The following is a 24,447-nucleotide window of genomic DNA, read 5'->3' on the forward strand; positions in this document are numbered from 1 at the left end:
GGGAATGTCCTGCTTTAAAGAGGGTCAGCGCGCCGCGAGCGTGGCGTCTCCGGCGAGCGGTTGCGCGGTGGCCGGGGCGGCGGATGCCTGCGCCGCGATCTTGCCCGGCCTGGGTGCGACCTGCGCGCCGGGCATCGCCATCTGCGTACCGGTGAGGATCACGCGATCGGTGGGGGCAAGGCCGGAGCGGATGATGCGCAGACCATCGACCACCGGGCCGAGCGTGACCGGCTTGGCGACGACGGCGTTCTTGGCGTCCACCGTCAGCACCAGCTTGCGTGCCTGATCGGTCTGTACCGCCGAATCCGGCACGAGCAGCGCCTTGACCGTGCCGCCGCTCGACAGGCGCATGTTGCCGAACATGCCGGGGGTGAGGAAATAGCCCGGATTGGCGAGCACCGCGCGGCCCCGGATCGTACCGGAGCGCTGATCGAGGCCGTTGTCGGTGAAATCGAGCTGGCCTTTCCAGCGATGCTCGGTTTCGTCCTGCAACTGGATCTCGACGGCGGCGGGGGCGGCGCCCGGCTGGCGCGCGCGCTGCGTCTTCAGGAACAGCGCCTCCGATCCGTCGAAGGTAAAGTAGATCGGGTCGAGCGCGTTGATCGTCGTCAGCACGCTTCCGCCGGTGCCTTCGCCGCCGGCGACCTGATTGCCGGCATCGACGCGGCGATCCGAGATGCGCCCGGCGATCGGCGCGCGGACCTGGGTGAACTCGACATCCAGCGCACGGGCGCGGACGCGGGCGGCGGCGGCGGCGAGTGCGGCTTCCGAGGCCTGTACCTTGGCGCGCAGGGCATCGACTTCGCCGGCCGAGACCGCCTCGTCATCGACCAGACGTGTCGCGCGGCCGAGATCGGCGCGGGCTAGCGCAAGCGCGCTGGCGGCGCTGGCGACGTTGGCGCGCGCTTCCGACAGCGCCGCATTGAACGGGCGTGCGTCGATCGTGAAGAGCAACTGGCCCTTGCGCACGATCTCGCCGTCGCGGAAATGGATGCCGGTGACTTCGCCCGACACGCGCGGGCGGATTTCGACCGCGCGGCTGGGGGCGAAGCGGCCGATATAATCGTCCCACTCGTTGACGTCTCGCACCAACGGCGTGGCGACGGTGACGGCGGCGGGCGGGGCGACGGCTGCGGTTGCCGGGGATTGGTCGATCAGCTTCGCCCCCACGCCGCCGACGATGGCGAGCGGCACGAGCAGCAACGCGCCGCGCTGCCAGCCGGACAGGCGTTTGCGGGCGGCGGGCGCGTCGTCCCTGGCGGCCTCGATCGTGGTGATCATGTTCATGCCGCGACCTTCCAGGCGAGTTGGCCGACCGATCCGCCGGTGATGCTGGCGACCAGCACTTCGGCCTGCGCCATACTGAAGCCGGCGCGCAGGAAGGCGGAGACCTCGGAGGCCGGCAAAGCGTAACCGCGCCGCCACGCATAGACGGCGACGCGGCGGAGCATTTCGAGGCGCGGTTCGGCGAGGCGGGAATTGACGCCGCGACCGAAGACCGTGCCGAGCGCGCGGGACATGCGGCCTGGTGCCTTCAGGCTGCCGATCGAATCCTTCTTGGCCAGTGCGATTACGCTCCATTCGAGCGCGGTGAAACCGGTGCTGACGGGTGCGGCCTTCAGGTCCGTCGATGGACCCGAATACATCTCTTCGATACCCAGATAAGCCATGTTGTGTCCCCTTGTGGCTTGGGCGCGGCAGGGCGATCACCGAGACGCGGATCGTCGTCGGTGTGCGGCCCGCAAGGCGCGGAAAATCGGATCCGGAACCGCGAAACGAGCGGGCCGGCGGCGTGGTTGGTGGTGGAAGTTGGCGAAGGTTGCGCGCAGCGCGTCCCTCGAAGGATCAGGTGGTGGCGGTGGTCATGGCTGGAATTCCTTCGCCGGCTGTCGGGTCCGAATCAGGATCCAACTTCGATACCAAGCGGTATATAATCCCATGCTGCGTTGCGTCAACGGCTTTCTGTACCGCTAGGTATATTTATTTCAGCGCGTGGGCCAGACCATCATCGTCGTATCGACGAGCTGCCGCAGTTCGACGCAGCTAGCGCCCGAACTCGACTGCACCGACATGCCCTGGAGCATTGCGTACAGGAAGCGCGTCAGCGCGGCGGGCGTCAGGCCCTCGGGCAGTTCGCCCTCAGCCTGCGCACGTTCGAACCGCGCGATCAGCGCCGCTTCGGACGAAGCACGGCGGACGGTGAGATCGGCCTTGATCGACTCGGCCTCGGCGCCGCAGGTCACGGTGGAGATCACGCCCATGCAGCCCTTGGGGTCGCCGGTGTTCATGTGGATCGCCAGCGCGCCGAGCAGGAAATGTTCCGCCACGCCGCGCGCGGTCGGCGCTTCGAGCGCGGCGACGGTATAGGCCAGCTTCTCGCGCTCGTAGAGGTCCAACGCCTTGTGAAACAAGGCTTCCTTGTTGCCGAACGCGGCATAGAGACTGGGCTTGGTGATGCCCATCTCGGCGGTCAGTTCCGCCATCGACGCGCTCTCGTAGCCGTTGCGCCAGAACACGCGCAATGCTGCCGTCAGCGCCTCGTCGAGATCGAACTCCCGTGGGCGGCCCTTGGTGGGCGATGGGGCGAAGCATTGTTTCATACCGATCGGTATATAGGGGGCCGGGTTAAAAAGGTCCAGTATCTCCGACACCTGACTCCATCCCGGCGGAATGGCCGCCCCGTACGATCGCTTTGCGTGCACGGAAATCGTGATAGGGTGCCGGATCAAGGGGTTGAACGAGGTGCGCATGTCGGCAGGTTCAATGGGGCTCTGGGAAGTGATCGGGCAATCCGATCAGGCGCCGATCTGCGCGTTCGATCACGATTTTCGGATGATCGCCTTCAACCGTGCGCATAGCGACGAATTCTTCCGCATCTACAATCATCGCGTGCAGATCGGTGACGTGTTCCCGGATCTGTTCCTGCCCGAACAGGCCCCGATCATTCGGGGCTTCATGGCGCGCGCGCTGGCCGGCGAAGTGTTCAACGTCACCGAGGAATTCGGCGATCCCAATCTCAACAAACCCTATTGGGACATCTCCTACGCGCCGCTGCGCGATGAGAGCGGCACGATCATCGGCGCGTTCCACCACGCCAAGGACATCAGCGCACGATTGCGTGCCGAGGCCGCTTTGTATGCCGCGGAGGATGCGTTGCGGCAGTCGCAAAAAATGGAGGCCGTCGGGCAACTGACCGGAGGCGTGGCGCACGATTTCAACAATCTGCTGACGATCGTGCAATCGGCGGTCGAGATGCTGAAGCTGCCCGACCAGAAGGAAGAACGCCGCGCGCGCTATGTCGGGGCGATCGGCGAGGCGGTGGGGCGGGCGTCGAAGTTGACGCAGCAATTGCTCGCCTTCGCCAGGCGTCAGGCGCTGAAGCCGACGGTGTTCGACGTCGGCGACAATATCCACGCGATCGGCACGATGATGAAGACGCTGGTCGGATCGCGCGTCACGATCGAGGTCGACGTGCCCGACGCTTCCTTCGCGATCAATGCGGACACGAGCCAGTTCGATACGGCGCTGGTGAACATGACGGTCAACGCGCGCGACGCGATGAACGGCGAGGGACGCCTGATCGTTTCCGCACGGGCGGTGCAGCAAATTCCGGCGCTGCGCGAACGCGCCGCCGTGCCGGGCGATTATGTCGCGGTGACGATCACCGACACCGGTGGGGGCATCGCGGCGGACCAGCGCGCGCGGATCTTCGAACCGTTTTTCACCACCAAGCCGGTCGGGTCCGGCACCGGGCTGGGCCTGTCTCAGGTGTTCGGCTTCGCGCGGCAATCGGGCGGCGACATCCAGGTCGAGAGCGAAGTCGGCGCGGGAAGCAGCTTCACCCTATATTTGCCGCAGGTCGAAGGGATCGCGCGGGCCGAGGCGGTGCCGGTCGCGCCGGAGGTTGAGGCGAATATGACGGCGGTACCGTGCGTGCTGGTGGTCGAGGACAATGCCGAGGTCGCGGCCAGCACAGTCGATGCGCTCGACCAGCTCGGGTTCACGACGGTGCTGGCGACCAACGGCGTCGAGGGGCTGGCCGAGGTGACGGCGGATTCCGCGCGCTTCGACGTGGTGTTCTCGGACGTGGTGATGCCGGGGATGACGGGCATGGAGATGGGCCGCGCGATCCGCGAGATGAATCTGGGGCTGCCGGTGGTGCTGGCCAGCGGATACAGCCACATCCTGGCGGCGAACGGCACGGACGGGTTCGAGCTGATCCAGAAACCGTATTCTATCGACCACGTCTCGCGCGTGCTGCGCCGCGCGGCGGGGGAACGGATTCGGGAGGCGGCTTGAGGCTTGGCGGATTTTAGGTAGCAACCATTCCGTCATCCCCGCGAAGGCGGGGATCCCGCTGCCTTGCCCCGCACTCAGTAGAAGAAGCGGGATCCCCGCCTTCGCGGGGATGACGGGGGTGGTGAGGCGTCATCAGGACCTTGAGCCCGCGCGCCGTTCAGGGCTTATCAGTGAAGAGTTTCACCTTGACCGGTAGGTCCTTGCCCTTGGTGCGGCGCGAGGGGATTTGGACCGGGTTCTTCTTCTTCCACTGTGCCCAGGTCATGGGGCCGTCGGGCGTGTCGATCATCTGGTCGTCGATGGACATGTTGGTCTTCCGGCTGAGGTCGTCGGTGAAGTGCCGCGATTAAACGTGTACCGCAAGCATGCGTTGCATCAGCTGGATAGGGGGAGGGTCAGCGTGACGGCCAGCCCCCAGCCCGCGCGGGCCGAGCGGGCGAGGGCGAGCGTGCCGCCGTTGAGTTCGGCGAGTTCCTGCACGATCGACAGGCCGAAACCGTAACCCTCGCCGGCCTCGTCGAGGCGCTGGCCGGGGACGAGCGCGTCGCGCATCGCGGCATCCGTGAGGCCGGGGCCGTCATCCTCGATGCGGATCGTCGCCATCGAGCCTTGGCTGGCGGCAGTGACGGCGAGGGCGGTTCGGGCGTGGCGGCGGGCATTGTCGAGCAGGTTGCCGAGCATCTCGTCCAGATCTTGCGGATCGACCGCGAGCGAGAGATCGGCGGGGATATGCATGTCGGTCGTGACGGGGCGGTCGGCGTGCAGGCGATCGAGCACGGCGGCGAGATCGGCGACGGCGGGGGCGAGCGGGGTTCGGGTGCGGCTGCGGCCGGCGGGGGTGGCGGCGCGGGCGCGGCCGAGATGGTGGCGGACGCGGGAATCGACCTCGGCGACCATCGCCGACAGGCTGCCGTCCGGATCGCGCCCGTCTTCGCCGAGTTTGAGCGCCAAGGCGGCGAGCGGGGTCTTCATGCCGTGCGCGAGGTTCGAGACGTGGCGGCGCGCGGCGGCGAGGCCGGCCTCGTTCTGGTCGATCAGCGCGTTGAGTTCGCTTACCACGCCGGCGAGTTCCTCGGGCTGATCGGCGGGGACGTGGCGCAGGCGGCCGGCGCGCACGTCGGCGAGCGCAATGCGCAGGCGCCCGAGCGGCCGCAGCCCGAAGCGCAACTGGACGAGGGTGGCGAGCGCGAGGCCGAACCCAAGGATCCCGAGCGAGGCGAGCAGCGGCAGCATCGCCTCCCGCAGGGGCGCGGCGACGACGCGGCGCGGGCCGGACGCGGCGATGGTGACCGACCCGGCGGGCGTGGCGACGACCAATTGGCGCGAGTGGAGGCGCTCGCCGGCCGGGCCTTCGATCTCGCCGGGGCGGATGTCGTCGCGGGGGTGGAGCTTGTCGCGACGGTTCCTGTCGTGGCGCGCGGCTTCGTCGCGATCGGGATGTGGGGGTTCGACCCGCGGCAAATCCGGCGCGCCCGCCGCGCTGGTGCGGGAACCGGCGGGGCCATCGACGCGCCATGCCCAACCCGACCCGACGACCCCGAAGTTCGGCAGGTCGATCGCGCGGGCGGAATCGAGCGTGCCGTCAGGGCGCACGGCGCGGGCCAGCACCATGATCTGCGCATCCAGCCGGTCGTCGAGGCTGCGCATCACGACGCGTTCGAGGACATGACCGATCGCGAAACCGGCGAACAGCAAGGCCGCGAGGGTGGAGGCAAAGGCGATCAGCAGGAGGCGACCGCGTAGGGAAGTGAGCCAGCGCTTCATGCGCCCGCCGCGCCCGCCGTCAGCCGATAGCCGCGCCCGCGCACCGTCTCGATCATCTCCGCGCCGATCTTGCGGCGCAGGCGGCCGATGATGACCTCGATCGAGTTGGAATCGACATCCGCATCGCCTTCATAGACCCGCTCGATCAGGTCGGCGCGTTCGATCACCACCTCGCGGCGGAGCATGAGTTGCGACAGGACGCGCCATTCGAACGCGGTGAGTTTCAGCGGCAGGCCGTCCAGTTCGAACGTGCCGAGTTGCGCGTCGAAGGCGAGCGGGCCGCAGGCGACGCGCGCCGAGGCATGGCCGGCGGCGCGGCGGACGAGCGCACGCAGGCGCATCACGACCTCCTCGATGCGGAACGGCTTGGTGAGATAATCGTCGGCCCCGGCCTTGAAGCCCTCGACCTTTTCCGACCAGCCGTCACGCGCGGTGAGGATCAGCACCGGCAGATCGCGCCCGGCGGCGCGCCAGTCGCGCAGCACGGACAGGCCGTCGCGTTTGGGCAGGCCGAGATCGAGGATCGCGACGTCGTACAATTCGGTCGCGCCGAGATGGCCGCCGTCTTCACCGTTGGTGGCGACATCGACGGCGAAGTTCTCCGCGCGGAGGGCACGGGCGATGCCTTCGGCGAGATTGGTGTCGTCCTCGACCAGCAATACGCGCATTTGGGACTCCTGCTGGTGGGTTCGGTGTCTTTACGCCGTTCGATCGAACACCGTCATCTATCTTCTCCCCTCCCTGGAAGGGAGGGGGCGGGGGTGGGTCGGCCTGGGGCAGTTGCTGCATTCCCACAAGAGCGACCCACCCCCAACCCCTCCCTTCCAGGGAGGGGAGCAGGAGGACCTACCCACCCCACCCAAACGGAAACTGAACGGCGCGGTTCAGTGTGGGTGGGGTGGGCGGGTCTAGAGAGGGTGCAGTCGAAACCCCAAGAGGAGTGAATGCCATGACCGAAGATACAAACCAGCGCCCGTCGCGGCGCAAGATCGGCCTGATCGCCGCCGGCCTGCTCGCCATCGGCGGCGCGGGCGGGGCGATCACCGTCGCGGCGACGCGGCCGAGCGCGACGATGGCCCCGGCGGTGCCGGTGGCGATCGCCTCGCTGAAATCCGGCGACAATATCGTGACGATCAAGGGCCGGGTCGACCAGATCTACGGCAACAAGGTGGTGCTGGCCGATGGATCGGGCCGGGCGCTGGTCGATCTCGGGCGCGAGGGCGATGATGGCGCGCTGGTCGCGGCCGGGCAGGCGGTGACGGTGCAGGGTCGCTTCGACCATGGCTTCGTGCGGGCCGGTTTTCTGGTCGGTGCGGACGGCAAGGTGACGGCGCTCGGGCCGATGCACGGGCCGGGTGGTCCGGGCGGGCATGATCGCAAGGGGCCGCGTCGCGGTCCTGAGGGTCGGGGGCCGGACGATCGCGGGCCGGACGGCGGGCCGGATCGGGATGACGATCGTGCGCCCCCGCCGCCGCCGGTTGCTGCGGCGGCTCCGGCAACCGCTGCGGTTGCCCCTGCGACCGCGCCTGCCGCGACGAAGTAAAGACTTCTTGTTCCCCGGCGGAGGCCGGGGTCCAGTCGCGCAACGGTCGATACGGACGTGGCGTCCGGTTTACATCGACCTTCGCGACTGGGCCCCGGCCTTCGCCGGGGAACGGAAGGGTCAGCCGTAGCGGCGTTTCGCGACGCGCGCGCGGCCGATCAGGCGCGAGAGGACGAGTTCCTCCATGCCCTGATACCCCATGCCGAGATGGTCCGGCCGGGCCGAGACGATGTCGGCCAGCGTCAACGTGCCGTTGCGCAGCGCGATGCGGCCGGCGCGGCCCCAGCGGCGGGCGGTTTCCCAGCGGATCATCTTCAGGCTTTCCGTATCCACGTCGTGCGTGGCGAGGAAATCGGATTGTAATGTGGTGAGGACTTCGCCCAGGGCGACCAACGTCGCGCGATCCGGGATCGGCGTGTGCGCCATCATGTGGCGGACGATCAGCCAGGCGGCTTCCTCCGATCTGTCGCCGAAGACCGGCGCGTAGGAGTCGGCGAGCACGCGGGCGGCGTTGGCGGTCATCGTTTCGGTGTAACGCTGCGATGCGCCGCCGGCGTGGCGACGATAGATCACCAGTTCCTCGTCCAGCCGGGCGATGCGGCCGACGCGGCTCATGCGCTGGTAGAGATCGAAATCCTCGGCATAGAGGCGCACCGGATCGGTGAACGGGTCGCTGGCGGCGCTGGCGCGGACCATGACCGAGGACCAGACGAGCGGATTTTCGATCCGCAGCAGCCATTCGATCAGTGCGGGGGTGGAGACTGCGGTGCGCGGGGCGGAGGTGACGATCCCGTCGTCCAGCCACGCCGCGCCGGTGCCGATCAGCACCGTGTCCGGGTTCGCGTCGAGATAAGCGACCTGCTTGGCGAAGCGTTCGGGCAGGCACAGATCGTCCTGGTCGAGGCCGGCGAGATAGCGGCCGCGGGCGTGGGTGACGGCGGTGTTGCGGGTGCGGACGGGGCCCTGGTTCACCTCCGCCTCGATGATGCGGAAGCGCGGGTCCTCGATATCGCGCAGCACGTCGCGCGTATTGTCGGTCGAGCAATCGTCGACGATGATGACCTCGAAATCGGTCAGCGTCTGCGCCTGCAGGCTGGCGACGGTTTCGGGGATCATGGCCGCGCCGTTATACGCGGCCATGATGACGCTGACGGTGGGATCGCTCATGCGACGGCGCGCCGTGGTGCGGTGTCTTCGACCACCAGTTCGCCGAGCACCTGATCGACGATCATCTGGCCGACATCGTTCTGCCATTGCCACAGGCCGTTGGCTTGGCCCGAGAAGCTCGCCTCGCCGCCCAATCTGCCCCACGGCACGAAGCCGGCGGCGAGGCCGATGCCGAACAGGCCGGGAATCGGGGCACCGGTGACATCGACGACGCGGCAATGCCGGTCGACCATCGCGCGATTGTGCGCGGCGGCGAGATCGATCGGCGTGCCATCCGTATCGAAGACGGGCAGCGCGTGCGGGCGATAGCCGAGTGCTGCGATGACGATGTCGGCCTCGGCCAATGCAGTGCGGGCGACGTCGTCGTCGGGGCCGGCGATGCGATGGCCCCGGATGCGCGGATCGGCGACGCGGCCATCGACGCCGAGCATGCGCAGCACCAGTTCGCGCGCCTCGAGCCGGAAGCCGGCGAGGCGATAGACGAAGCCGCTGACCGGGCAGATGTCGTCCTTGGTGAAATCGGTGAAGCCCTCCGCCTCCGCTGCCGCGATCGAGGGGTAGAAGGGGCGCAGGGGTCGGCGGTGGAGCAGGGTGATGCCGTTCTCGCCGAAGGGAATGGCGGGCGCGGTCTTCAGGATCAGGAAGATCGTGGCGAGCGCGCTGGTCGATCCGCCGATCACGACGATCTTCGGCGCGCGCTTGCCCGACAGGAGATCGGCGACCTTGGCCATGCCGCCCAAAGCCAGCACCTCGTCCGACTGGAGCAGGCGATCGCCCGCTTGCGCGACGAGCGATGCGCCCGCGATCTGCTGCGCGGCGAGGCGATCGAGCGGCTGGTGGCCGCCGGTGGCGATAACGACGTTGTGCGAGAGCTGCTCGAATTCGGTGCCGTCGGCGCGGCGGCGCAGGCGGGTGGACCACAGGCCGCCCTCCACCCGGCGCGTGCCGAGCGCTTCGTGGCCGTTCAGCACTTCGCCGCCGTTTGCGCCGACGATATCGCCGAGCCGGTCGCCGGTGGCGCGGATCAGCGGGCCGGCCTCGACCAAAGGCACGCCGATCGCATCGGTGTAACGCGCGACGGCCTTGCCCGCCGGGTGATCAAGGATCGCGGCAATTTCTGGGTACGGATTGTCCTTCACCGCCGTCAGGAAGGTGGTGGCGGTGCTGTCCGAGGTGATCGCGTAGCGGCCGAGGCGACCGCCGCCGATCGTGGCATCGCGTTCGACCACGACCAGGCCCTTTGCGAAATCGCCCAATTGGCCGCGCTTGGTGGCGGAGGTGAGCAGAGCGGTGCCGGCGGGGCCGCCGCCGACGATCAGGGTGCGTGCGATCGGGCGGGTGCGTAAGGTGGCGGGCACGGTCGCGCTGGCCTCGGCGCAGATGCGGGTGAAGATGGCGGCGACGGCGCTGGCGTCGGCGGCGGTCATCGCATCGGTGATCGGCAGCGAGATCATGCGCCCGCCGACATCGTCGGAGACGGGCGTGGGATCGATGATCGCCTCCGCCTTGAACAGGGGCTGTTCGGCGAGGTGCGGGCTGAAATAGCGGCCGGTGCCGACGCCGGCTTCGTCCATCGCGGCGGTGATCGCGTCGCGTTTGGCGGCAAGCGCCCGGGGCAGCAGGACGGGCATGAACTGCATCGCGCGGCGGCGGCCCTGCACCTTCTGAAGCTGGAAACCGGACAGGCCGGCGCGGTAGGCGATCTCGAGTTCGGTGCGGGCATCGCACACCGCCTCGATCTCTTCGAGCTTGGCCTGCGCCAGTACCGCGACGACCTCGGGCAGCTTGGCGTTGATACCGGGCAGGGTGGCGCTTCGGCTGCCCTCGAACCCGAAATTGGTCATCGCGCGCAGCTGGTCGATCAGCGCCGCGTCGCCGCTATGGATCAGCCCGCCCTCGGCCACCGCGAAGGTCTTGGTGGCGTGCATCGAATAGACGATCGCGAACGGCGCATCATGGCCGAAGCCGTTGCCCGAATCATCGACCGTGCCGAGCGAGGAGGCGGCATCGATCACCACGCCGACCCGATATTTCTGCTGCAACCAGGCGTAGCGATCGAGGTCGATCGCGTTGCCGAAGGTGGCGTAGGGCAGCAGGACGGCGATCTTGTCGCCGTGCGTTTCGAGCAGCCGTTCCTCGGCATGCGCGCAGGTGCTCCAGTCGTCGGGATCGACATCGCAGATCAACGGCGTGAGGCCGGACCACAAAGCGGCCTGGCCGGTCGCGGCGAAGGTCAGGCTGGGCATCAGTGCGAAGCCATCCGGGCGCCCGGCCTGCATTGCGGCCTGCTTGATCGCGATCATCAGCCCGAGCGTCGCGTTGCCGACGGCGAGGCTGGCGCCGTGCCCGCCGAACAGGCGATCGGTAACGTCGCGCTCGAACCCGCGCACCTCCGCCCCGTTGTTGCTGAACACACCGGAGGCCTCGATCCGGCGGAGCGCCTCGCCATGTTCGCTGAGGCGGGGCGGGTTGGGGGCGATGAGCGGGTAGCGTTTCATGTGCGCGCTTATGCGGCGGGAGTTTCTAAAAACCCGTTACGAGGGCGTTCCGCCAAACTTGTGCGTTCCCGATCCGCATGCCTAGCATGGCGCAACAGGAGAGAATGCATGGGCATCAACGACTTCGAGTCGATCGCGCTGACGGTCGAGGACGGAATCGCCACGATCACGCTCGACCGGCCGGACAGGCTCAACGCGTTCAACGGCGCGATGATGCGTGATCTGGTCGCGGCGTTCGATGCGACCGATGCCGACGATGCGGTGCGCGCGGTGATCGTGACGGGCGCGGGGCGGGGGTTCTGCGCGGGTGCCGACTTGTCGGGTGGCGCGGCGACGTTCGATTACGACACCAGCGGCGGGTGGAACGGCGCGGAATCGCCGGTGCGCGCCGATGGCAGCGTGGATTATGCGCATCCGGCGGTGCGTGACGGCGGCGGGATCGTGGCGCTGCGCATCTTCGCCTCCAGGAAACCGGTGATCGGCGCGATCAACGGCCCGGCGGTGGGGATCGGCGCGACGATGACGTTGCCGATGGACTTCCGCCTGGCGAGCGAGGCGGCGCGGTTCGGCTTCGTCTTCTCGCGCCGGGGCATCGCGCCCGAGGCGACATCGACCTGGTTCCTGCCGCGACTGGTCGGCATCGGTCAGGCGCTGGACTGGTGCTATTCGGGCCGGGTGTTCGATGCCGCCGAGGCGCTGGCCGGCGGGCTGGTGAAAGGCGTACATGCGCCGGACGACCTGCTGCCGGCGGCGCGGGCGTTGGCGATCTCGTTGACGACCGAGACGTCGGCGGTGTCGGTCTCGCTGTTGCGGCGGATGATGTATGCCGGAATGGGCGCGGGGCATCCGATGGAGGCGCACCGGCTGGAAAGCCGCGCGATCTGGGCACGCGGCGCGAGCGACGATGCGCGCGAGGGCGTGTCGAGCTTCCTGGAGAAACGCGCGGCGGTGTTTCCCGACCGGGTGTCGGAGGCGTGGGACGAGTTCGCGCCGTGGTTCGATGCGCCGGAGTATCGCTGATCGATTAGTATCCAGCGTCGATGCAAGAGATGCTCCGGAATGAACTCATCTCAAGTAGCCAAGTCCCTACCTGATGCATCACATTGCCCGACCAACTAAGCAATTCGGGAATTTTGTAATGGCGTGGTATGTTGATACGAGTTCTGTTCTTAAGGTAGGCGGCACTGAGCCCATCTGGACGACTGACTATAATCCCGGCGCTACGGTGCCGAAATCTGGCATCTACAAATGTCGCGCTTGCAATCGCGAGGTGACGAGCAACGCCAATGATCCTTTTCCGCCGCAAAATCATCATTCCCACCCTCAGTCGCAGCCGATCAAATGGCGCTTGCTGGTTTGGACGAATACGGGAGGGTCTTGACGCTCAACGAGCGATGGGGTCGTCGGTTTGCATCTTCAGCGGGATCGACCGGCGCTTCGACCGGCTCGGCACAAACGGATAGGGGTGGGCCATTACCCTATCATGGCCAACCAACCCGTTCGTCCTGAGTAGGGGCTGAGCTTGTCGAAGACCCGTATCGAAGGACCTGCCCCAAGCCCTGTCCTTCGATACACCACTTCGACAAGAGCTCAGTGGTTACTCAGGACGAACGGCTCCTTTAGATCAATTCGATAATAGATATTGTACCTCACCCGGTCCGTGCTTCGACAGGCTCAGCACGAACGGATGGGTGAGGGCATCTACCTTTACTAGAACTTCGCCCCTGCGCGGATGCCGATCGTGCGGGGGGTGGCGACGACGGTGTAGTTGCGCTGGTTGCACACGCTGCACGCCTGATAGCGCGAGAGTTCGGCGCGTTCGTCGGTGATGTTCTGCGCGAACAGTTCGAAGCTGTAGCGCGAATTCTCCGCGCCGATCGACAAATTGCCGGTGGTGTAGGCCGACAGGCGACCGAGCACGGCGGCGGCCGCCGTGCGAATGTCGGTCGAGGCCGAACCCTGATACGCGACCAGCCCCTGCACATAGGCCTTGAAGTCCGTGCCGACCGGCACCGAATAGCGTGCCGTCGCATTGGCCTTGAACTTGGGCGTGATCGGCAGGCGCGTGCCCTTGGGCGCGAGGATGGAGTTGGTGCCCCCCGTCGGCGTGGTGACGCAGGCGAAGGTCGGGTCGGCCGCGCTACAGATGTTCTGGCGCGTCTTCGCATCGGTGTAGGCACCGCTGGCGGTGAACGAGAAGGACGGGTCCGGCGTCCAGTTCAGATCCGCCTCGACGCCCTTGATGCGCGCGTTCGAGCCATTCTGGATCTGCGTCAGGCTGTTGAGGCCGAGGAAGGAGAATTGGAACGCCTTCCAATCCTGCATGTAGACCGCGCCGTTGAAGCGCAGATGATCGATCGGCGTGGTCTTGAAGCCGATTTCGTAATTGGTCAGGTAATCGGGATCGTAGGGCGGCAGCGTACCCTGGCGGTTGATGCCGCCGGGACGGAAGCCGCGCGACCAGGTGGCGTAGGCGAGCAGGCCGTCCTTCGGTTTCCACGTTAGGTTAAGCTTGTGCGTGAAGCCTTGACCGTCGGCCTGTTTGGGATCGACCGAGCCGCCGTTGAACACGCCGAGATTGGTGCAGGGCCCGCCCGCGACGGCAGGCGGCAGCAATGTGCCGCCGGGATTGTTGCGCACTGTCGCCCCGGTGGTGGTGAAGCAGGCGGCGACGCCGGTGCCGCTGCTGCCGACTCCGTTATAGGGCGGGCCGGCCGGATTGCGGCCGAAGCCGTAGAATCCGATCAGCGTGTTGTCGTAGATGAACGCACGTCCGCCGGCGGTGAAGGTGAGGTTCGGCAGGATGTCGTAGCTCGCCTCGCCGAACACGGCGTAATCCTTGTCCACGCGGTGCTGCTGGGTCAGCCACAAGGTGCCGGCGAAACCGTTGACGGACAGAGCGGGTGCCAAGTTGGCGACCTGATAATCCTGATGGATCAGATTGCTCTGGCGTTGATAGAAGACACCCGCGACGATGCGGAAGCGATCGCTCCGCGGCGAGGCAACGCGGAATTCCTGGCTCATCTTCTTGAAGTGATCCGAGGCGACGACATACTGGCGCTGATCGATCGTCTGGCCGGCCGCGTTCTGGAAATACAGATAGCCCGCCACGCCGCCGACCGACGAATAGAGCGCATCATAGGCCTCGGCATAATCGGTGTAATCGGTGCCCGAATGCGTCGTGCGATCGAGATAGGCGCCAGCATAGGTCGCGTCCCAATTGCCGATCTTGCCCTCGATCGTCAGCGCGGCCTGCACGAAGCGTTCGCGGCGGTAATCGGGGGCGAAGCGCTGCACCTTCAGGTCGCCGACGCGCTTGTCGTAGCCGAAGATGCCCTTGGTCTTCTGCTCCTGATAGATCACGCCGGGCGTGACCGTCCAATTATCGTCGAGATCGATCTTCAGCGCGGCGCGGCCGCCGAAGGTTTCGGTGGTGTTGAAATCCTTCTTCACGAACGGCGCGTTGGTGACGGTGCCGGTATAGCCCGGTGCCAGCGGCGTTGCGGGCGCGGAGACGATGAAGCTGCGCGTGCCCGCGACATTGTCGATATAGCCGGCGTCGCGCTGATAGAAGCCGACCACCCGCAGCGCCGCCATGTCGGCGATCGGCACGTTGAGATAGCCCTCCAGCTTGCCGCCCTGTCCACCATGCGCGACGGTGTTGACCTCGGCATCGACGCGGCCGGAGAAATTGTGCAGCTCGGGCTTGTTGGTGATGATGCGGATCGTGCCGGCCTGGCTCGACGCGCCGTAGAGCGTGCCCTGCGGCCCGGCGAGGCTTTCGATGCGGGCGATATCGTAAACGTGCACGTCGAGCGTGCCGCCGATCGTCGTCACGGGCTGTTCGTCCAGATACACGCCGACCGAGGGGAGCGAGCCGGAATGGTTGCCGTCGCCGCCGCTCGCCACGCCGCGCATATAGACGGTGGTGACGCCGGGCTGCTGGCTCTGGAACGCGACCGATGGCAGCAATTGCGAGAATTGCGCGAAGTTCGAGATGTTGAGCTGATCGAGCTTGCGCGTGCTGATCGCCTGGATGCTGACCGGCACGTCCTGTAGGTTCTCTTCACGCTTCTGCGCGGTGACGACGATGTCGCCGCTATCTTCGGCGGCGGCCGCCGGCGTGGCGGGCACGTCCTGCGCGAACGCCGGGGTGGAGAGTGCGGCGGAGGCGAGCAGCGCGGCAATAGCGGCGCGGCGTGCGTTTCGAAGCATGAGATCCCTTTTGACGACTTTTCGTTGCGCGAAGGGTGTTCGCGAGTGCAACATTCGTCAACGGGGCGCGTGCGATCGGCGAAATTCGATACGGTAACGTGACAGATTTACAACGCTTGCGTGACGACGTCTTGCTCAAGCGAAGTCGGGAGCATCCGGATAGTCGGTCAGTACTTGGCCAAGAGCGGCCTTGAGCCGATCGAGATAGGGTTCGAAGGGCTTCCACGCATCGGTGCCGTCGCGGAAAATCGGCTGGCGGACCTGTTCCGAACTGGCGGTGCGCACGGCGCGGTCGGTCTTGTGGAAATCGAGGCAGGCGGGCTCGAAATCGAGTCCGCAGGCGGCGAGCAGCGCGCGCACTTCGCTTTCCGTATCCTCGACCATCCGTTCGTAGATCACGCGGTGGACCCGGCCGGGCAGGACCGCGTCGATGTGCGCGAGCAGGCGGACGTAATCGCGGTAATATCCGCCCATATCGGCGAGATCGTAGCTGAACGCCTGGCCGCGCGCGAAATGCTGTTTGAAGTTGGAGAAGCAGCACCCGAGCGGATGGCGGCGCGCATCGATGATCCTGGCGTTCGGCAGTATCAGGTGGATGAACGGCAGATGCGCCCAGTTGTTGGGCAGTTTGTCGATGAAGAACGGGCGATCGGTGCGGCGCTGTATGCGGGTGCGATCGATATACTCCTCGCCGAGCGCGTGGAGTTTTTCGGGCGGGAGAGTGGCGAGGCTCTCGGGATAGTCGGTCCAGCGGCGGGCGAGGGTGGGGATGTCGGGGAGTTCGGATGTGCCTTCGACCAGCGAGTGGCTGGAGAGGATCTGTTCGACTAGGGTGGACCCGGCGCGGGGCATGCCGAGGATAAAGATCGGATCGGGCACGAAGCTGCCCGCGCCGGTGCGGGCGGCGAAGAAATCGGGCGTGCAGAGCGCGATGCTCTTGTCGACGAAGGCGGTGGTTTCCTGCGCATCGTAGACGATCTTCGTGCGGCGCAGGGCGTTGCCGGCGTCGTAATGGGCGAAGGCTTCGGCCGCTTGCTTGCGATCCTCAAGCGCCTTGCCGATCGCGAAATCCAGGTGGAAGCGGTCTTCGTCAGAGATGTCGGTGCGCGCCAGTTGCGCCTGCATCGCGGCGATATCGACGGCGTCGAACTTCACGGTCTTCAGGTTGGCGAGGCTCCACCACGCTTCGCCGAGTTCGGGGGCGAGTTCGATCGATCGGCGATAGGCCGCGATGCCGTCCGCCTGTCGGCCGACGGTCTTCAGCATGTGGCCGAAGCTCATCCACACCTTGGGCTGGCGGGGGGCATCTTTGAGCACCTGTTCGTAGAGGTCGATCGCCTCGTCGAAACCACCGATCCGGCCGAGCGCCGCCGCCTTCAGATTGGCGTGGCCGGGATTGTCGGGGTCCTCTTCCAGCACGCGATCGAGTTCGGCGATCGCCTCGGGTGCGCGGTTCTGGCGGTAGAGGACGATGGCGAGGTTGGCCCGCGCGGCGGTGAATTCGGGCGAGAGCTCGATTGCGCGGCGCAGGAGGTTCTCGGCATCCCTGTAGCGCCCGATGCGGCCGGCGAGTTCGGCGAGCATGCGGATCGCGCGGACGTCGAACGGATCCGCCTTGAGATGTCCCTTCAACAGCGGCTCGGCGTCCGACAGGCGATTGTCGTGTAACGCGAGTGCGGCGTCGATCAGCGTCTGCGGGTAATCGCGTAGGGGAAGGGTGACGGTATTCATGCGCGAATAGTCTTAGCGTCGAAAGACGAACCGTGCCTAGACTGCGTGTTGGGGCCGACAGTCGGGGGGCCAGCACATGACGACCGAGACACGACCGTTCGGATTCTGGACCGCGACCGCCCTGATCGTCGGCGGGATGATCGGATCGGGCATCTTCCTGCTCCCCGTCGCCATCGCGCCCTATGGCTGGATCGGGGTCGTGGCGTGGATCGTCAGCATTCTGGGCGTGCTGGCGATCGGCTATGTCATCGCCGCCATGGCGCGGCTGATGCCGGCGGAAACCGGATCGATCGCGATCGCCGGCGAAGTGTTGGGGCCGCTGGTCGGCGTGCTGGTCGGCTGGAGCTACTGGATTTCGTGCTGGACGGCGATCGCGGCGATCGCCGGGGCGGCGATCAGTTATCTCAGCGTGTTCGCACCCGGGCTGGGGGCGACGCCGCTGAACGGCGCGATCGCCACGGTGGCGCTGATCTGGCTGCTGACGCTGACCAATCTGGCCGGCACCAAGCTGGCCGGGCAGGTGCAGGTGGCGACGACGCTGCTGAAGCTGGTGCCGCTGATCGTCGTGGTCGGGATCGTGATCTGGCTATGGGGTTCGGGCCAGGGTAGCGCGCCGCCATGGCCGGGAACCGGGCCGGGCTATGCCGGGCTGACCGCGGCGATCACGCTGACCCTGTTTCCGCTGGTCGGATTCGAGACGGCGGGCTGCGTGGCGGAGCGGGTGCAGGATCCGGCGCGCAATATCATGCGCGCGACCATGCTGGGCATCGCGCTGACCGGCCTGCTCTACATTCTGGTCAGCTCGGGCATGGCCTTCGCGCTGCCGGCCGATCAGGTCGCGGCGTCGCCCGCGCCGTTCGCTTTGTTTGCGGAGACGTTTGTCGGACACGGTGCCGGGCTGTTCGTCGCGGCCTTTGCGGCGATTGCGGCGATGGGCTGTCTCAACGGCTGGGTGCTCGTTCAGGGCGAGGTGCCGCTCGGCATGGCGCGGGCCGGGCTGCTGCCGAAATGGTTCGCGGTGGTGAGCGCGCGTGACGTTTCGGTGCGGATGCAATTGGTGTCGAGCGGCCTTGCGAGCCTGCTCGTCGTCTCCACCGCCAGCCGGTCGCTGAGCGGCGCATTTCAATTCGCCGCGTTGCTGACGACCTGCGTGGCGCTGTGGCTCTATGCCGCGATCTGCCTGGCGGCATTGGTGCGGCGGGTGGCGGTGATGCCCGCGACGCTCGGGCTCGGTTTCAGCGGCTGGGCGATGTGGGGCGCGGGCGTGGAGGCGAGCGCATGGGGGTTCGTGCTGATGCTGACCGGCTGGCCGCTATATTGGTGGGCGAAACGCGCATCGCCCGTTGATACCGTTTCAGCCGAACACCCGCCCCAACAGGCTACGATCCCGTAAAATCTCGTGCGCCGCGTTATGCCCCGGCGCGCCGGTGACGCCGCCGCCGGGATGCGTGCCCGCGCCGCACATATACAGGCCCTTGATCGGGCTGCGATAATCGCCGTGGCCCAGCACCGGGCGCGCGGCCCAGAGTTGGTCGAGGCTCATATGGCCGTGCATGATATCGCCGCCGATCAGGCCGAACTTGCGTTCCAGATCGAGCGGCGAGTGGATCTGCGTGGCGATGATCGACTTGCGGAAATTGGGCGCGTGGCGCGTCACCGTGTCGATGATCGTTTCCGCCGCCGCCTCGCGTTCGTCGTCCCACGAACGGCCGTCGGGGAGTTCGGGTGCGAATTGCTGGCAGAACAGGCTGGCGATGTGCTGGCCGGGTGGGGCAAGGCTGTCGTCCACCGATGTCGGCAGCTTCATCTCGACGATCGGCGTTTTGGACCAGCCGAACGCCTTAGCGTCGATGAAGGCCCGATCCATGTAATCGAGCGTGGGCGAAATGATGATCCCGGCGGTGTGATGTTCGGCCTTCACGGAGCCGGGCAGAACGCTGAAATCGGGCAGTTCGCTGAGCGCGACGTTCATGCGGAACGTGCCGGAACCGGCCTTGAAATTGTCCATCCGGCGGGCGAATTCGGGTGTCATGTCGGCGCGGTTGACGAGTTGGCGGAACAGCAAGGCCGGGCCGACATTGGCGGCGACGATCTTCGCGGCGATCTCCTCGCCGGACTCCAGTACTACGCCAGCGGCCTTGTTGCCATCCACCAGCACGCGGGCGACCGGCGCTTCGAGGCTGATCTCGACGCCCGCTTCGACACACGCCTCGGCCATATAATCGCTGATCGCGCCCATGCCGCCGACGCTGTGCCCCCAGGCGCCGAGCTTGCCGTTCACCTCGCCGAAGACGTGGTGGAGCAGGACATAGGCGCTGCCCGGCGTATCGGGGCTGGCATAGTTTCCGACCACCGCGTCGAAGCCGAAGGCGGCCTTGATGAACGGATTCTCGTACCAGCTATCGAGGAAGCCGCGTGCCGATTTGACGAACAGGTCCATCACGTCGCGCTGCGCCTCGATGCTCATGCCCGCGAGGCGTTTGCCTTGCGCGGCGGCGGCGATCAGCGCGCGCAGGCCACCGCCGGCATTGGGCGGAGTCTTCAGCGCCATGTCGCGCAGCACGGCGGCGACCTGTTCGAGCGCCTGTTCGTATTTCGGGAAGGTCTCGGCGTCCCTGGGGGAGAAGCGGGCGAATTCGGCCTGGGTGCGCGCCTGCCCGCCGCCGAGCTTCAGATAGCCGTCGTCATGCGGGAAGAAGTTGCTGATCGTGCGCTCGATGATGCGCCAGCCGCGTTCGTGCAGGCGCATGTCCCGGATCACCTTGGGGCGCAGCAGACTGACGGTGTAGCTGGCGGTCGAATTTCGGAAGCCGGGGTGGAATTCCTCGGTGACCGCCGCGCCGCCGACGATGTGGCGGCGTTCGAGCACGCGCACTTTGAGGCCGGCGCGGGCGAGGTAGAAAGCGCAGACCAGGCCGTTGTGGCCGCCGCCGATGATGAGTGCGTCGTATTGTTTGGTCATTCTTAAAGCCCTCTCCCTTTGGGAGAGGGTTGGGTGAGGGCGACCCAAATACGAGCCGCCGCGCCATCCATCACCCTCACCCTCCCACCGCTGCGCGGCGGGCCCCTCCCTCTCCCGATGGGAGAGGGGTTATTCCAATGCCCTCGGCCGCTTGCTCCACCCCGCCGGAGGCGCACGGTGCAGCCTCGCCTCCGGGGTCCGCTCCCTGATCTTCCGCGCGAAGCTGCGCAGGCACACTTCGCTGCGGCCGATTGGGCCGACATCGTAGGATTGCGACGCCATACCCTGTTGCACGCGCTCGATCAGCCAGGTGTCCTCGGCATTGACGGTGCGGTTGATGCGCCAGTTGGCGTAGCGCACGACCTTCATTTCCCGCCTGTCGTCGGGCAGCGCGAAGGTCATCTCGCGCAGCAGCGAAATGGTCGGCGTCAGCGGCAGCCACTGCATGAAATCGACCTGATCGGGATAGATGTCGAACGCCATGTTCGGCCACAATTTGTAATAGAGCCACAGCTTCTGGTGGCTCTCGGGCAGATGCTCCGCGCGGGGCAGGTGCGTCTGGTATATCCGCTCCCATGGATCGGCGGAGGGGCGATCGGCGAGATAGCCGGACATCTTGTCGACAAACGGTTCCGCTTCGATCGCATAGCTCTTGCCGAACAGTCGCGTCAGGCCGGCATGGGCGACCGGGATGTGGAGATTGTCGGAATAATTGTCGCCGACATTCTTCCAGTTCACCGCACGGGTGCGCGTGCGGACCGGGGCGATCGCGCGCAGATCCTCGAACCGGTACGGTGCGATTTCGGGGGTGTAGGGGGCCATCATCTCGGTCACCGAGGGGCCGCCGTCATCCTCGAGGCGGACGAACACGAAGCCGTTCCAGATTTCCACGCCGACGGGTACGAGGCCCATCTTGCCCATGTCGAGCGCAGGGTAATCCTTGCGCATCGGCACACCGGTCAGACGGCCGTCGAGTTCGTACGCCCAGGCGTGATAGGGGCAGACCAGCTTCTTCGCGCCGCCCGCCGGACCTTCCACCAGCCGCATCGCGCGGTGGCGGCAGACATTTGCGAAGGCGCGGACCTCATTGTCTTCGCCACGCACGGCGATCACGCTTTCGCCGATATAATCGAGCGTATGGTAATCGCCGACGTTCGGAATATCGCTGACATGGCAGACGATTTGCCATGACGGGCGCAGGACGCGCGCCACCTCGACCTCGAAATATTCCGCGTCGGTGTAGAGCCAGCCGGGCAGGCTCCAATCGGCGTCGGGATCGGCCGGCGGATCGGTTTGGGGCAGATCGGCGAAGCGGCGCGCCATGTTATTTCGACAGCGTCCGGAACAGCGATAGGTAATAAGTGATCGCGGGGGCGATGTTGTTCACCGGCGTGCGCTCGTTCAGGCCGTGGCTGAAATCGTCCGATCCCTTGATGAACACCGGGCTCGCGCCATAGCTCGGCACCTTGTGATAGCGGAACCACATGCTGTCGCTCGCGCCGGATGCCATGCTGGGGAATACCGGCACGCCGGGATAGATCTTGCTCATCGCGGTCTGCACCGCCGCGACGAAATCGGCGCGCATCGGCGAGGCGTCGTTGGGCACTGCGCCTTCGGTGACGTTCTTGAATGTCACCGCCGGGTCGGCGGCGACCTTAGCCAGTTCGGCCATGATCGCGTCGGGCTGATGCCCGGGGAAGATGCGGCAGTTGATGTTGGCGCTGGCGCGTTGCGGCAGGGCGTTCAGCGCATGGCCGCCATTCACCATCGTCGCGACGCAGGTCGTGCCGATCTTGCCGATGAAACCGGGATCGGCGGTTAGCGTGGCGATCGCGGCCTTGTCCTCCGGATCGGCGGCGAAGGCCTTCATCGCGGCGGCGATGGCCGGCTGTTCGTATTTCGCGGCGGTGGCGAAATAGGCGCGGGTCAGGTCGCTGACCTCGGGCTTGAACTGATACGCGCCGATCTTGTCCAGCGCGCGCGACAACTGGACGATGGCATTGTCCTTGCGCGGGGCGGAGGAATGGCCGCCGGCATTGGTGACGGTCAGCTCGAAATCGGCATAGGTCTTTTCCGCGCCGTTCCACGTCCAGTACAGCGGCTTGCCGGTCTTCTCGTCCAGCGCGCCGCCGCCGCCATCGATGTTGAGGACGATATCGGCGTCCTTCAATTTCTCGGCGATCAGCGCCGACGTCTTCATCGCGGTTTCCTCGTCACCCGAAAATTCGAGCACGATGTCGCGGCGTGGTTTGTAGCCGTCCTTCTTGAGTTGCAGCAGAGCGGCCATGGCGAGCGCGGCGTCGAGCTTCATGTCGGTCGCGCCGCGGCCGTAGAGATAGCCGTTCTCGACCACCGGGGTGAAGGGATCGCGCTGCCAGTCGGCCGGCTTCGCCTCGACCACGTCGATATGGCCAGAGATGACCAGCGGCTTGGACTTGGCATCGCTGCCGCGCCAGCGCGCGATCAGATAGGCGGTGTCGTCCACCGGCGTGATGCTGATATCGGCATCGGCGAATCCGCCGGCAACCAGCACCGATTTGAGATAGGCGGCGAGCTGCGGCGTCTGGTTGCCGGGGCCGGTGACCGAACGGAAGGCGATGGCGCGCTTTGCGATCTCCAGCGCCTGGGCCTGCGCGGCGGGGCTGGCGGTATCGGCGGCGTGTGCACTGCCGGTAATCGCAGCGAGGATCGCCGTCGCCAAAGCCAGTCGCCGCATGTGCCGTCACCTTCCCGAAAGATCAGCGCGCAGGCTAGAGCGCGGCGCGCACCTTGTCTCGGGTGAAATGGATCTCGGGGGAAATGGCGTGTGCTTGCCCAAGAGGCGTAGAACAGAAGGCGACGTCCGCGTGGACGTGGTGGTAAAGGACGCGCATAAGCCCGGCATAATAGTTGGAGCAGGATCATGCCGTTTTCACTCTACGATGCCGTCGTGCCGTCCAACCTGCAGATTCTGGGGGCGGTCGATGCGCTGCTCGACAAGGCGCAGGCGTTTTGCGTCGAACAGGGTCGGGCGGAAGCGGATCTGATCGATGCCCGGCTGGCGCCGGACATGCTGCCGTTCGGCTATCAGGTGAAATCCTGCGCGGCGCATTCGGTCGGCGGGATCGACGGCGTGAAGGCGGGCAGCTTTTCTCCGGACCGGTCGGCATGGCCGACCGACTTTGCCGGGCTCCACGACGTGCTGCAGGGGGCGATCGCCAGTCTGAAGGGGCTGGATCGCGAAAGCATCGACGCATTGGCGGACAGCGATACGCAATTCGCGTTCGGCGAAACGATATTGCCGTTCACCGGCGCGAATTTCCTGCTCTCCTTCTCGCAGCCGAACTTCTATTTTCATGCGACCACCGCTTACGCGATTCTGCGGGCGCAGGGGGTGAAGCTGGGCAAGCAGGACTTCATGGGCCGGCCGCGGATCAAGCGCTAGGCGTTCCGCAGATTATTCCGGCGCCCCGCGCGTCAATATTGAGGACGATCTATCATGATGGCTGCCACGATCCTGTGTCTCGTCGCCGGTGTGCCGGATGGCACTACGCTCGTCTGCAGCGACAAGACCAGCATCCGCATCGCCGGGCTGGAAACAGGCGCGCTCGTGCCGAAAAAGGCGCGTGGCATCCTGGCCGGGCTGACGATGGGCCAGAAGGTGTCCTGCCTGCCCGCCGGCAATGAGGGGCCGTTCATCGTCGCGAAGTGCACGCTGCCGGATCAGCGCGATCTGGCCTGCACGCTGATCAAGGCAAAAGCGGGGGTGCGATCCGATGCTGCGTGGAAGCGTTATGGTTTGAAGGACTGCGCGAAGTAGTTTTCAGCACTCAGGGCGCGGTGTTGGACCTGTGCCGATAGCCGCCGAACCGGCTGGATTCGAACGACACTACTGCGCCCGCGTTTTCACCGAGCGGAATCTCTGCCACGCCATAGATGCCGCGCGTTCCGTTCGATCCGACCATGACGCCCATCTCGCCATGGATGCCGAGTTTGGCGAGGCCCGACTTGCCCGCTTCGCCACGTGCAACGGCCGCGCTTTCGACGGTGTTGCTGTCCAGAATCGCGTTGCGTTCCGCGTCGCTCAGGCGAATCGCGTCGCTGGCGAGGGACGGTACGACCTGCGACGTCGTCGGCGCTGGTATATCCTGTGCCTGGGCAGAGGCGTGGCCCGACCAGCCCAAGATCAGGGCGATGCCCAGCGGAAGACCGAGACGATGAGATGGCTTTGAACGGATCATGCGCCCATCTTACCCCGGATACGCCGAACCGCAAAGACGATGTCCGCG

Annotated in this window: 20 protein-coding genes; 6 read left to right on the forward strand and 14 right to left on the reverse strand. The window is 66.3% G+C overall.

Annotation, left to right across the window (positions count from 1 at the left end):
• Window positions 1-24 precede the first annotated feature (24 nt).
• From U1738_RS16450 to U1738_RS16460, 3 genes are all read right to left on the reverse strand, one after another.
• A complete protein-coding gene (locus tag U1738_RS16450) occupies window positions 25-1,287 on the reverse strand; it encodes an efflux RND transporter periplasmic adaptor subunit (protein ID WP_332790133.1) in 1,263 nt (420 codons plus the stop codon).
• Window positions 1,284-1,670 (reverse strand): hypothetical protein, encoded by a 387-nt coding sequence (locus tag U1738_RS16455; protein ID WP_332790134.1) that lies wholly within the window; start codon window positions 1,668-1,670, stop codon window positions 1,284-1,286. The genes U1738_RS16450 and U1738_RS16455 overlap by 4 nt, the downstream gene beginning before the upstream one ends.
• 315 nt (window positions 1,671-1,985) lie before the next feature.
• Window positions 1,986-2,600 carry a TetR/AcrR family transcriptional regulator gene (locus U1738_RS16460; RefSeq protein WP_332790135.1) on the reverse strand — a complete coding sequence of 205 codons (615 nt, stop codon included), beginning with the start codon at window positions 2,598-2,600 and terminating at the stop codon, window positions 1,986-1,988.
• 148 nt (window positions 2,601-2,748) lie between these two features.
• On the opposite strand from U1738_RS16460, the gene U1738_RS16465 reads away from it, so the two are divergent.
• Entirely contained in the window at window positions 2,749-4,299 is a 1,551-nt protein-coding gene (locus U1738_RS16465; RefSeq protein ID WP_332790136.1) for a PAS domain-containing hybrid sensor histidine kinase/response regulator family protein, read from the forward strand.
• Between the two features lie 157 nt (window positions 4,300-4,456).
• Here U1738_RS16465 and U1738_RS16470 read toward each other — a convergent pair whose 3' ends face one another.
• The 3 genes from U1738_RS16470 to U1738_RS16480 all read right to left on the reverse strand — a co-directional run bounded on the left by U1738_RS16470 (window position 4,457) and on the right by U1738_RS16480 (window position 6,731).
• On the reverse strand, window positions 4,457-4,606 hold the full coding sequence (locus U1738_RS16470) for a hypothetical protein (RefSeq protein ID WP_332790137.1): 150 nt from the start codon (window positions 4,604-4,606) through the stop codon (window positions 4,457-4,459).
• 68 nt (window positions 4,607-4,674) lie between these two features.
• Window positions 4,675-6,063, reverse strand: coding sequence for a sensor histidine kinase (locus U1738_RS16475; RefSeq protein ID WP_332790138.1), 1,389 nt, complete (start codon window positions 6,061-6,063; stop codon window positions 4,675-4,677).
• A complete protein-coding gene (locus U1738_RS16480; RefSeq protein ID WP_332790139.1) occupies window positions 6,060-6,731 on the reverse strand; it encodes a response regulator in 672 nt (223 codons plus the stop codon). Before U1738_RS16480 ends, U1738_RS16475 begins: the two co-directional genes overlap by 4 nt.
• Window positions 6,732-7,012: 281 nt before the next feature.
• On the opposite strand from U1738_RS16480, the gene U1738_RS16485 reads away from it, so the two are divergent.
• Window positions 7,013-7,606: a hypothetical protein gene (locus U1738_RS16485; RefSeq protein WP_332790140.1), complete on the forward strand. Its 594-nt coding sequence runs from the start codon at window positions 7,013-7,015 to the stop codon at window positions 7,604-7,606.
• 120 nt (window positions 7,607-7,726) lie between these two features.
• On the opposite strand, the gene U1738_RS16490 is transcribed toward U1738_RS16485, so the two are convergent.
• Window positions 7,727-8,773: a glycosyltransferase family 2 protein gene (locus U1738_RS16490; RefSeq protein ID WP_332790141.1), complete on the reverse strand. Its 1,047-nt coding sequence runs from the start codon at window positions 8,771-8,773 to the stop codon at window positions 7,727-7,729.
• Complete coding sequence (locus tag U1738_RS16495) at window positions 8,770-11,271, reverse strand: DegT/DnrJ/EryC1/StrS family aminotransferase (protein WP_332790142.1); 2,502 nt, start codon at window positions 11,269-11,271, stop codon at window positions 8,770-8,772. Before U1738_RS16495 ends, U1738_RS16490 begins: the two co-directional genes overlap by 4 nt.
• A 108-nt stretch (window positions 11,272-11,379) precedes the next feature.
• On the opposite strand from U1738_RS16495, the gene U1738_RS16500 reads away from it, so the two are divergent.
• Entirely contained in the window at window positions 11,380-12,291 is a 912-nt protein-coding gene (locus U1738_RS16500) for a crotonase/enoyl-CoA hydratase family protein (RefSeq protein WP_332790143.1), read from the forward strand.
• 690 nt (window positions 12,292-12,981) lie between these two features.
• On the opposite strand, the gene U1738_RS16505 is transcribed toward U1738_RS16500, so the two are convergent.
• Together U1738_RS16505 and U1738_RS16510 are read right to left on the reverse strand one after the other, a co-directional pair.
• Window positions 12,982-15,486, reverse strand: a complete 2,505-nt coding sequence (locus tag U1738_RS16505; RefSeq protein WP_332790144.1) for a TonB-dependent receptor — start codon at window positions 15,484-15,486, stop codon at window positions 12,982-12,984.
• A gap of 135 nt (window positions 15,487-15,621) precedes the next feature.
• The gene (locus U1738_RS16510) at window positions 15,622-17,217 is read right to left on the reverse strand and encodes a tetratricopeptide repeat-containing sulfotransferase family protein (protein ID WP_332790145.1); all 1,596 of its coding nucleotides are present in this window, start codon (window positions 17,215-17,217) and stop codon (window positions 15,622-15,624) included.
• A 76-nt stretch (window positions 17,218-17,293) separates the two neighbouring features.
• On the opposite strand from U1738_RS16510, the gene U1738_RS16515 reads away from it, so the two are divergent.
• Window positions 17,294-18,610, forward strand: coding sequence for an APC family permease (locus tag U1738_RS16515; RefSeq protein ID WP_332790146.1), 1,317 nt, complete (start codon window positions 17,294-17,296; stop codon window positions 18,608-18,610).
• Here U1738_RS16515 and U1738_RS16520 read toward each other — a convergent pair.
• From U1738_RS16520 to U1738_RS16530, 3 genes are all read right to left on the reverse strand, one after another.
• Window positions 18,572-20,179, reverse strand: a complete 1,608-nt coding sequence (locus U1738_RS16520; protein WP_332790147.1) for a phytoene desaturase family protein — start codon at window positions 20,177-20,179, stop codon at window positions 18,572-18,574. The two genes, U1738_RS16515 and U1738_RS16520, sit on opposite strands and share 39 nt — an antisense overlap.
• Window positions 20,180-20,308: 129 nt before the next feature.
• Window positions 20,309-21,502 carry an aromatic ring-hydroxylating oxygenase subunit alpha gene (locus U1738_RS16525; protein WP_332790148.1) on the reverse strand — a complete coding sequence of 398 codons (1,194 nt, stop codon included), beginning with the start codon at window positions 21,500-21,502 and terminating at the stop codon, window positions 20,309-20,311.
• A 1-nt stretch (window position 21,503) separates the two neighbouring features.
• Window positions 21,504-22,895, reverse strand: a complete 1,392-nt coding sequence (locus U1738_RS16530; protein WP_332790149.1) for a M20/M25/M40 family metallo-hydrolase — start codon at window positions 22,893-22,895, stop codon at window positions 21,504-21,506.
• 186 nt (window positions 22,896-23,081) lie between these two features.
• On the opposite strand from U1738_RS16530, the gene U1738_RS16535 reads away from it, so the two are divergent.
• Together U1738_RS16535 and U1738_RS16540 are read left to right on the forward strand one after the other, a co-directional pair.
• Window positions 23,082-23,603 (forward strand): DUF1993 domain-containing protein, encoded by a 522-nt coding sequence (locus U1738_RS16535; RefSeq protein WP_332790150.1) that lies wholly within the window; start codon window positions 23,082-23,084, stop codon window positions 23,601-23,603.
• Window positions 23,604-23,657: 54 nt separating this feature from the next.
• Window positions 23,658-23,978 (forward strand): hypothetical protein, encoded by a 321-nt coding sequence (locus tag U1738_RS16540; protein WP_332790151.1) that lies wholly within the window; start codon window positions 23,658-23,660, stop codon window positions 23,976-23,978.
• Between the two features lie 10 nt (window positions 23,979-23,988).
• On the opposite strand, the gene U1738_RS16545 is transcribed toward U1738_RS16540, so the two are convergent.
• Entirely contained in the window at window positions 23,989-24,399 is a 411-nt protein-coding gene (locus U1738_RS16545) for a hypothetical protein (RefSeq protein ID WP_332790152.1), read from the reverse strand.
• Window positions 24,400-24,447 lie beyond the last annotated feature (48 nt).

Source organism: Parasphingomonas caseinilytica, from assembly GCF_036663755.1.
GTDB lineage: Bacteria > Pseudomonadota > Alphaproteobacteria > Sphingomonadales > Sphingomonadaceae > Sphingomonas.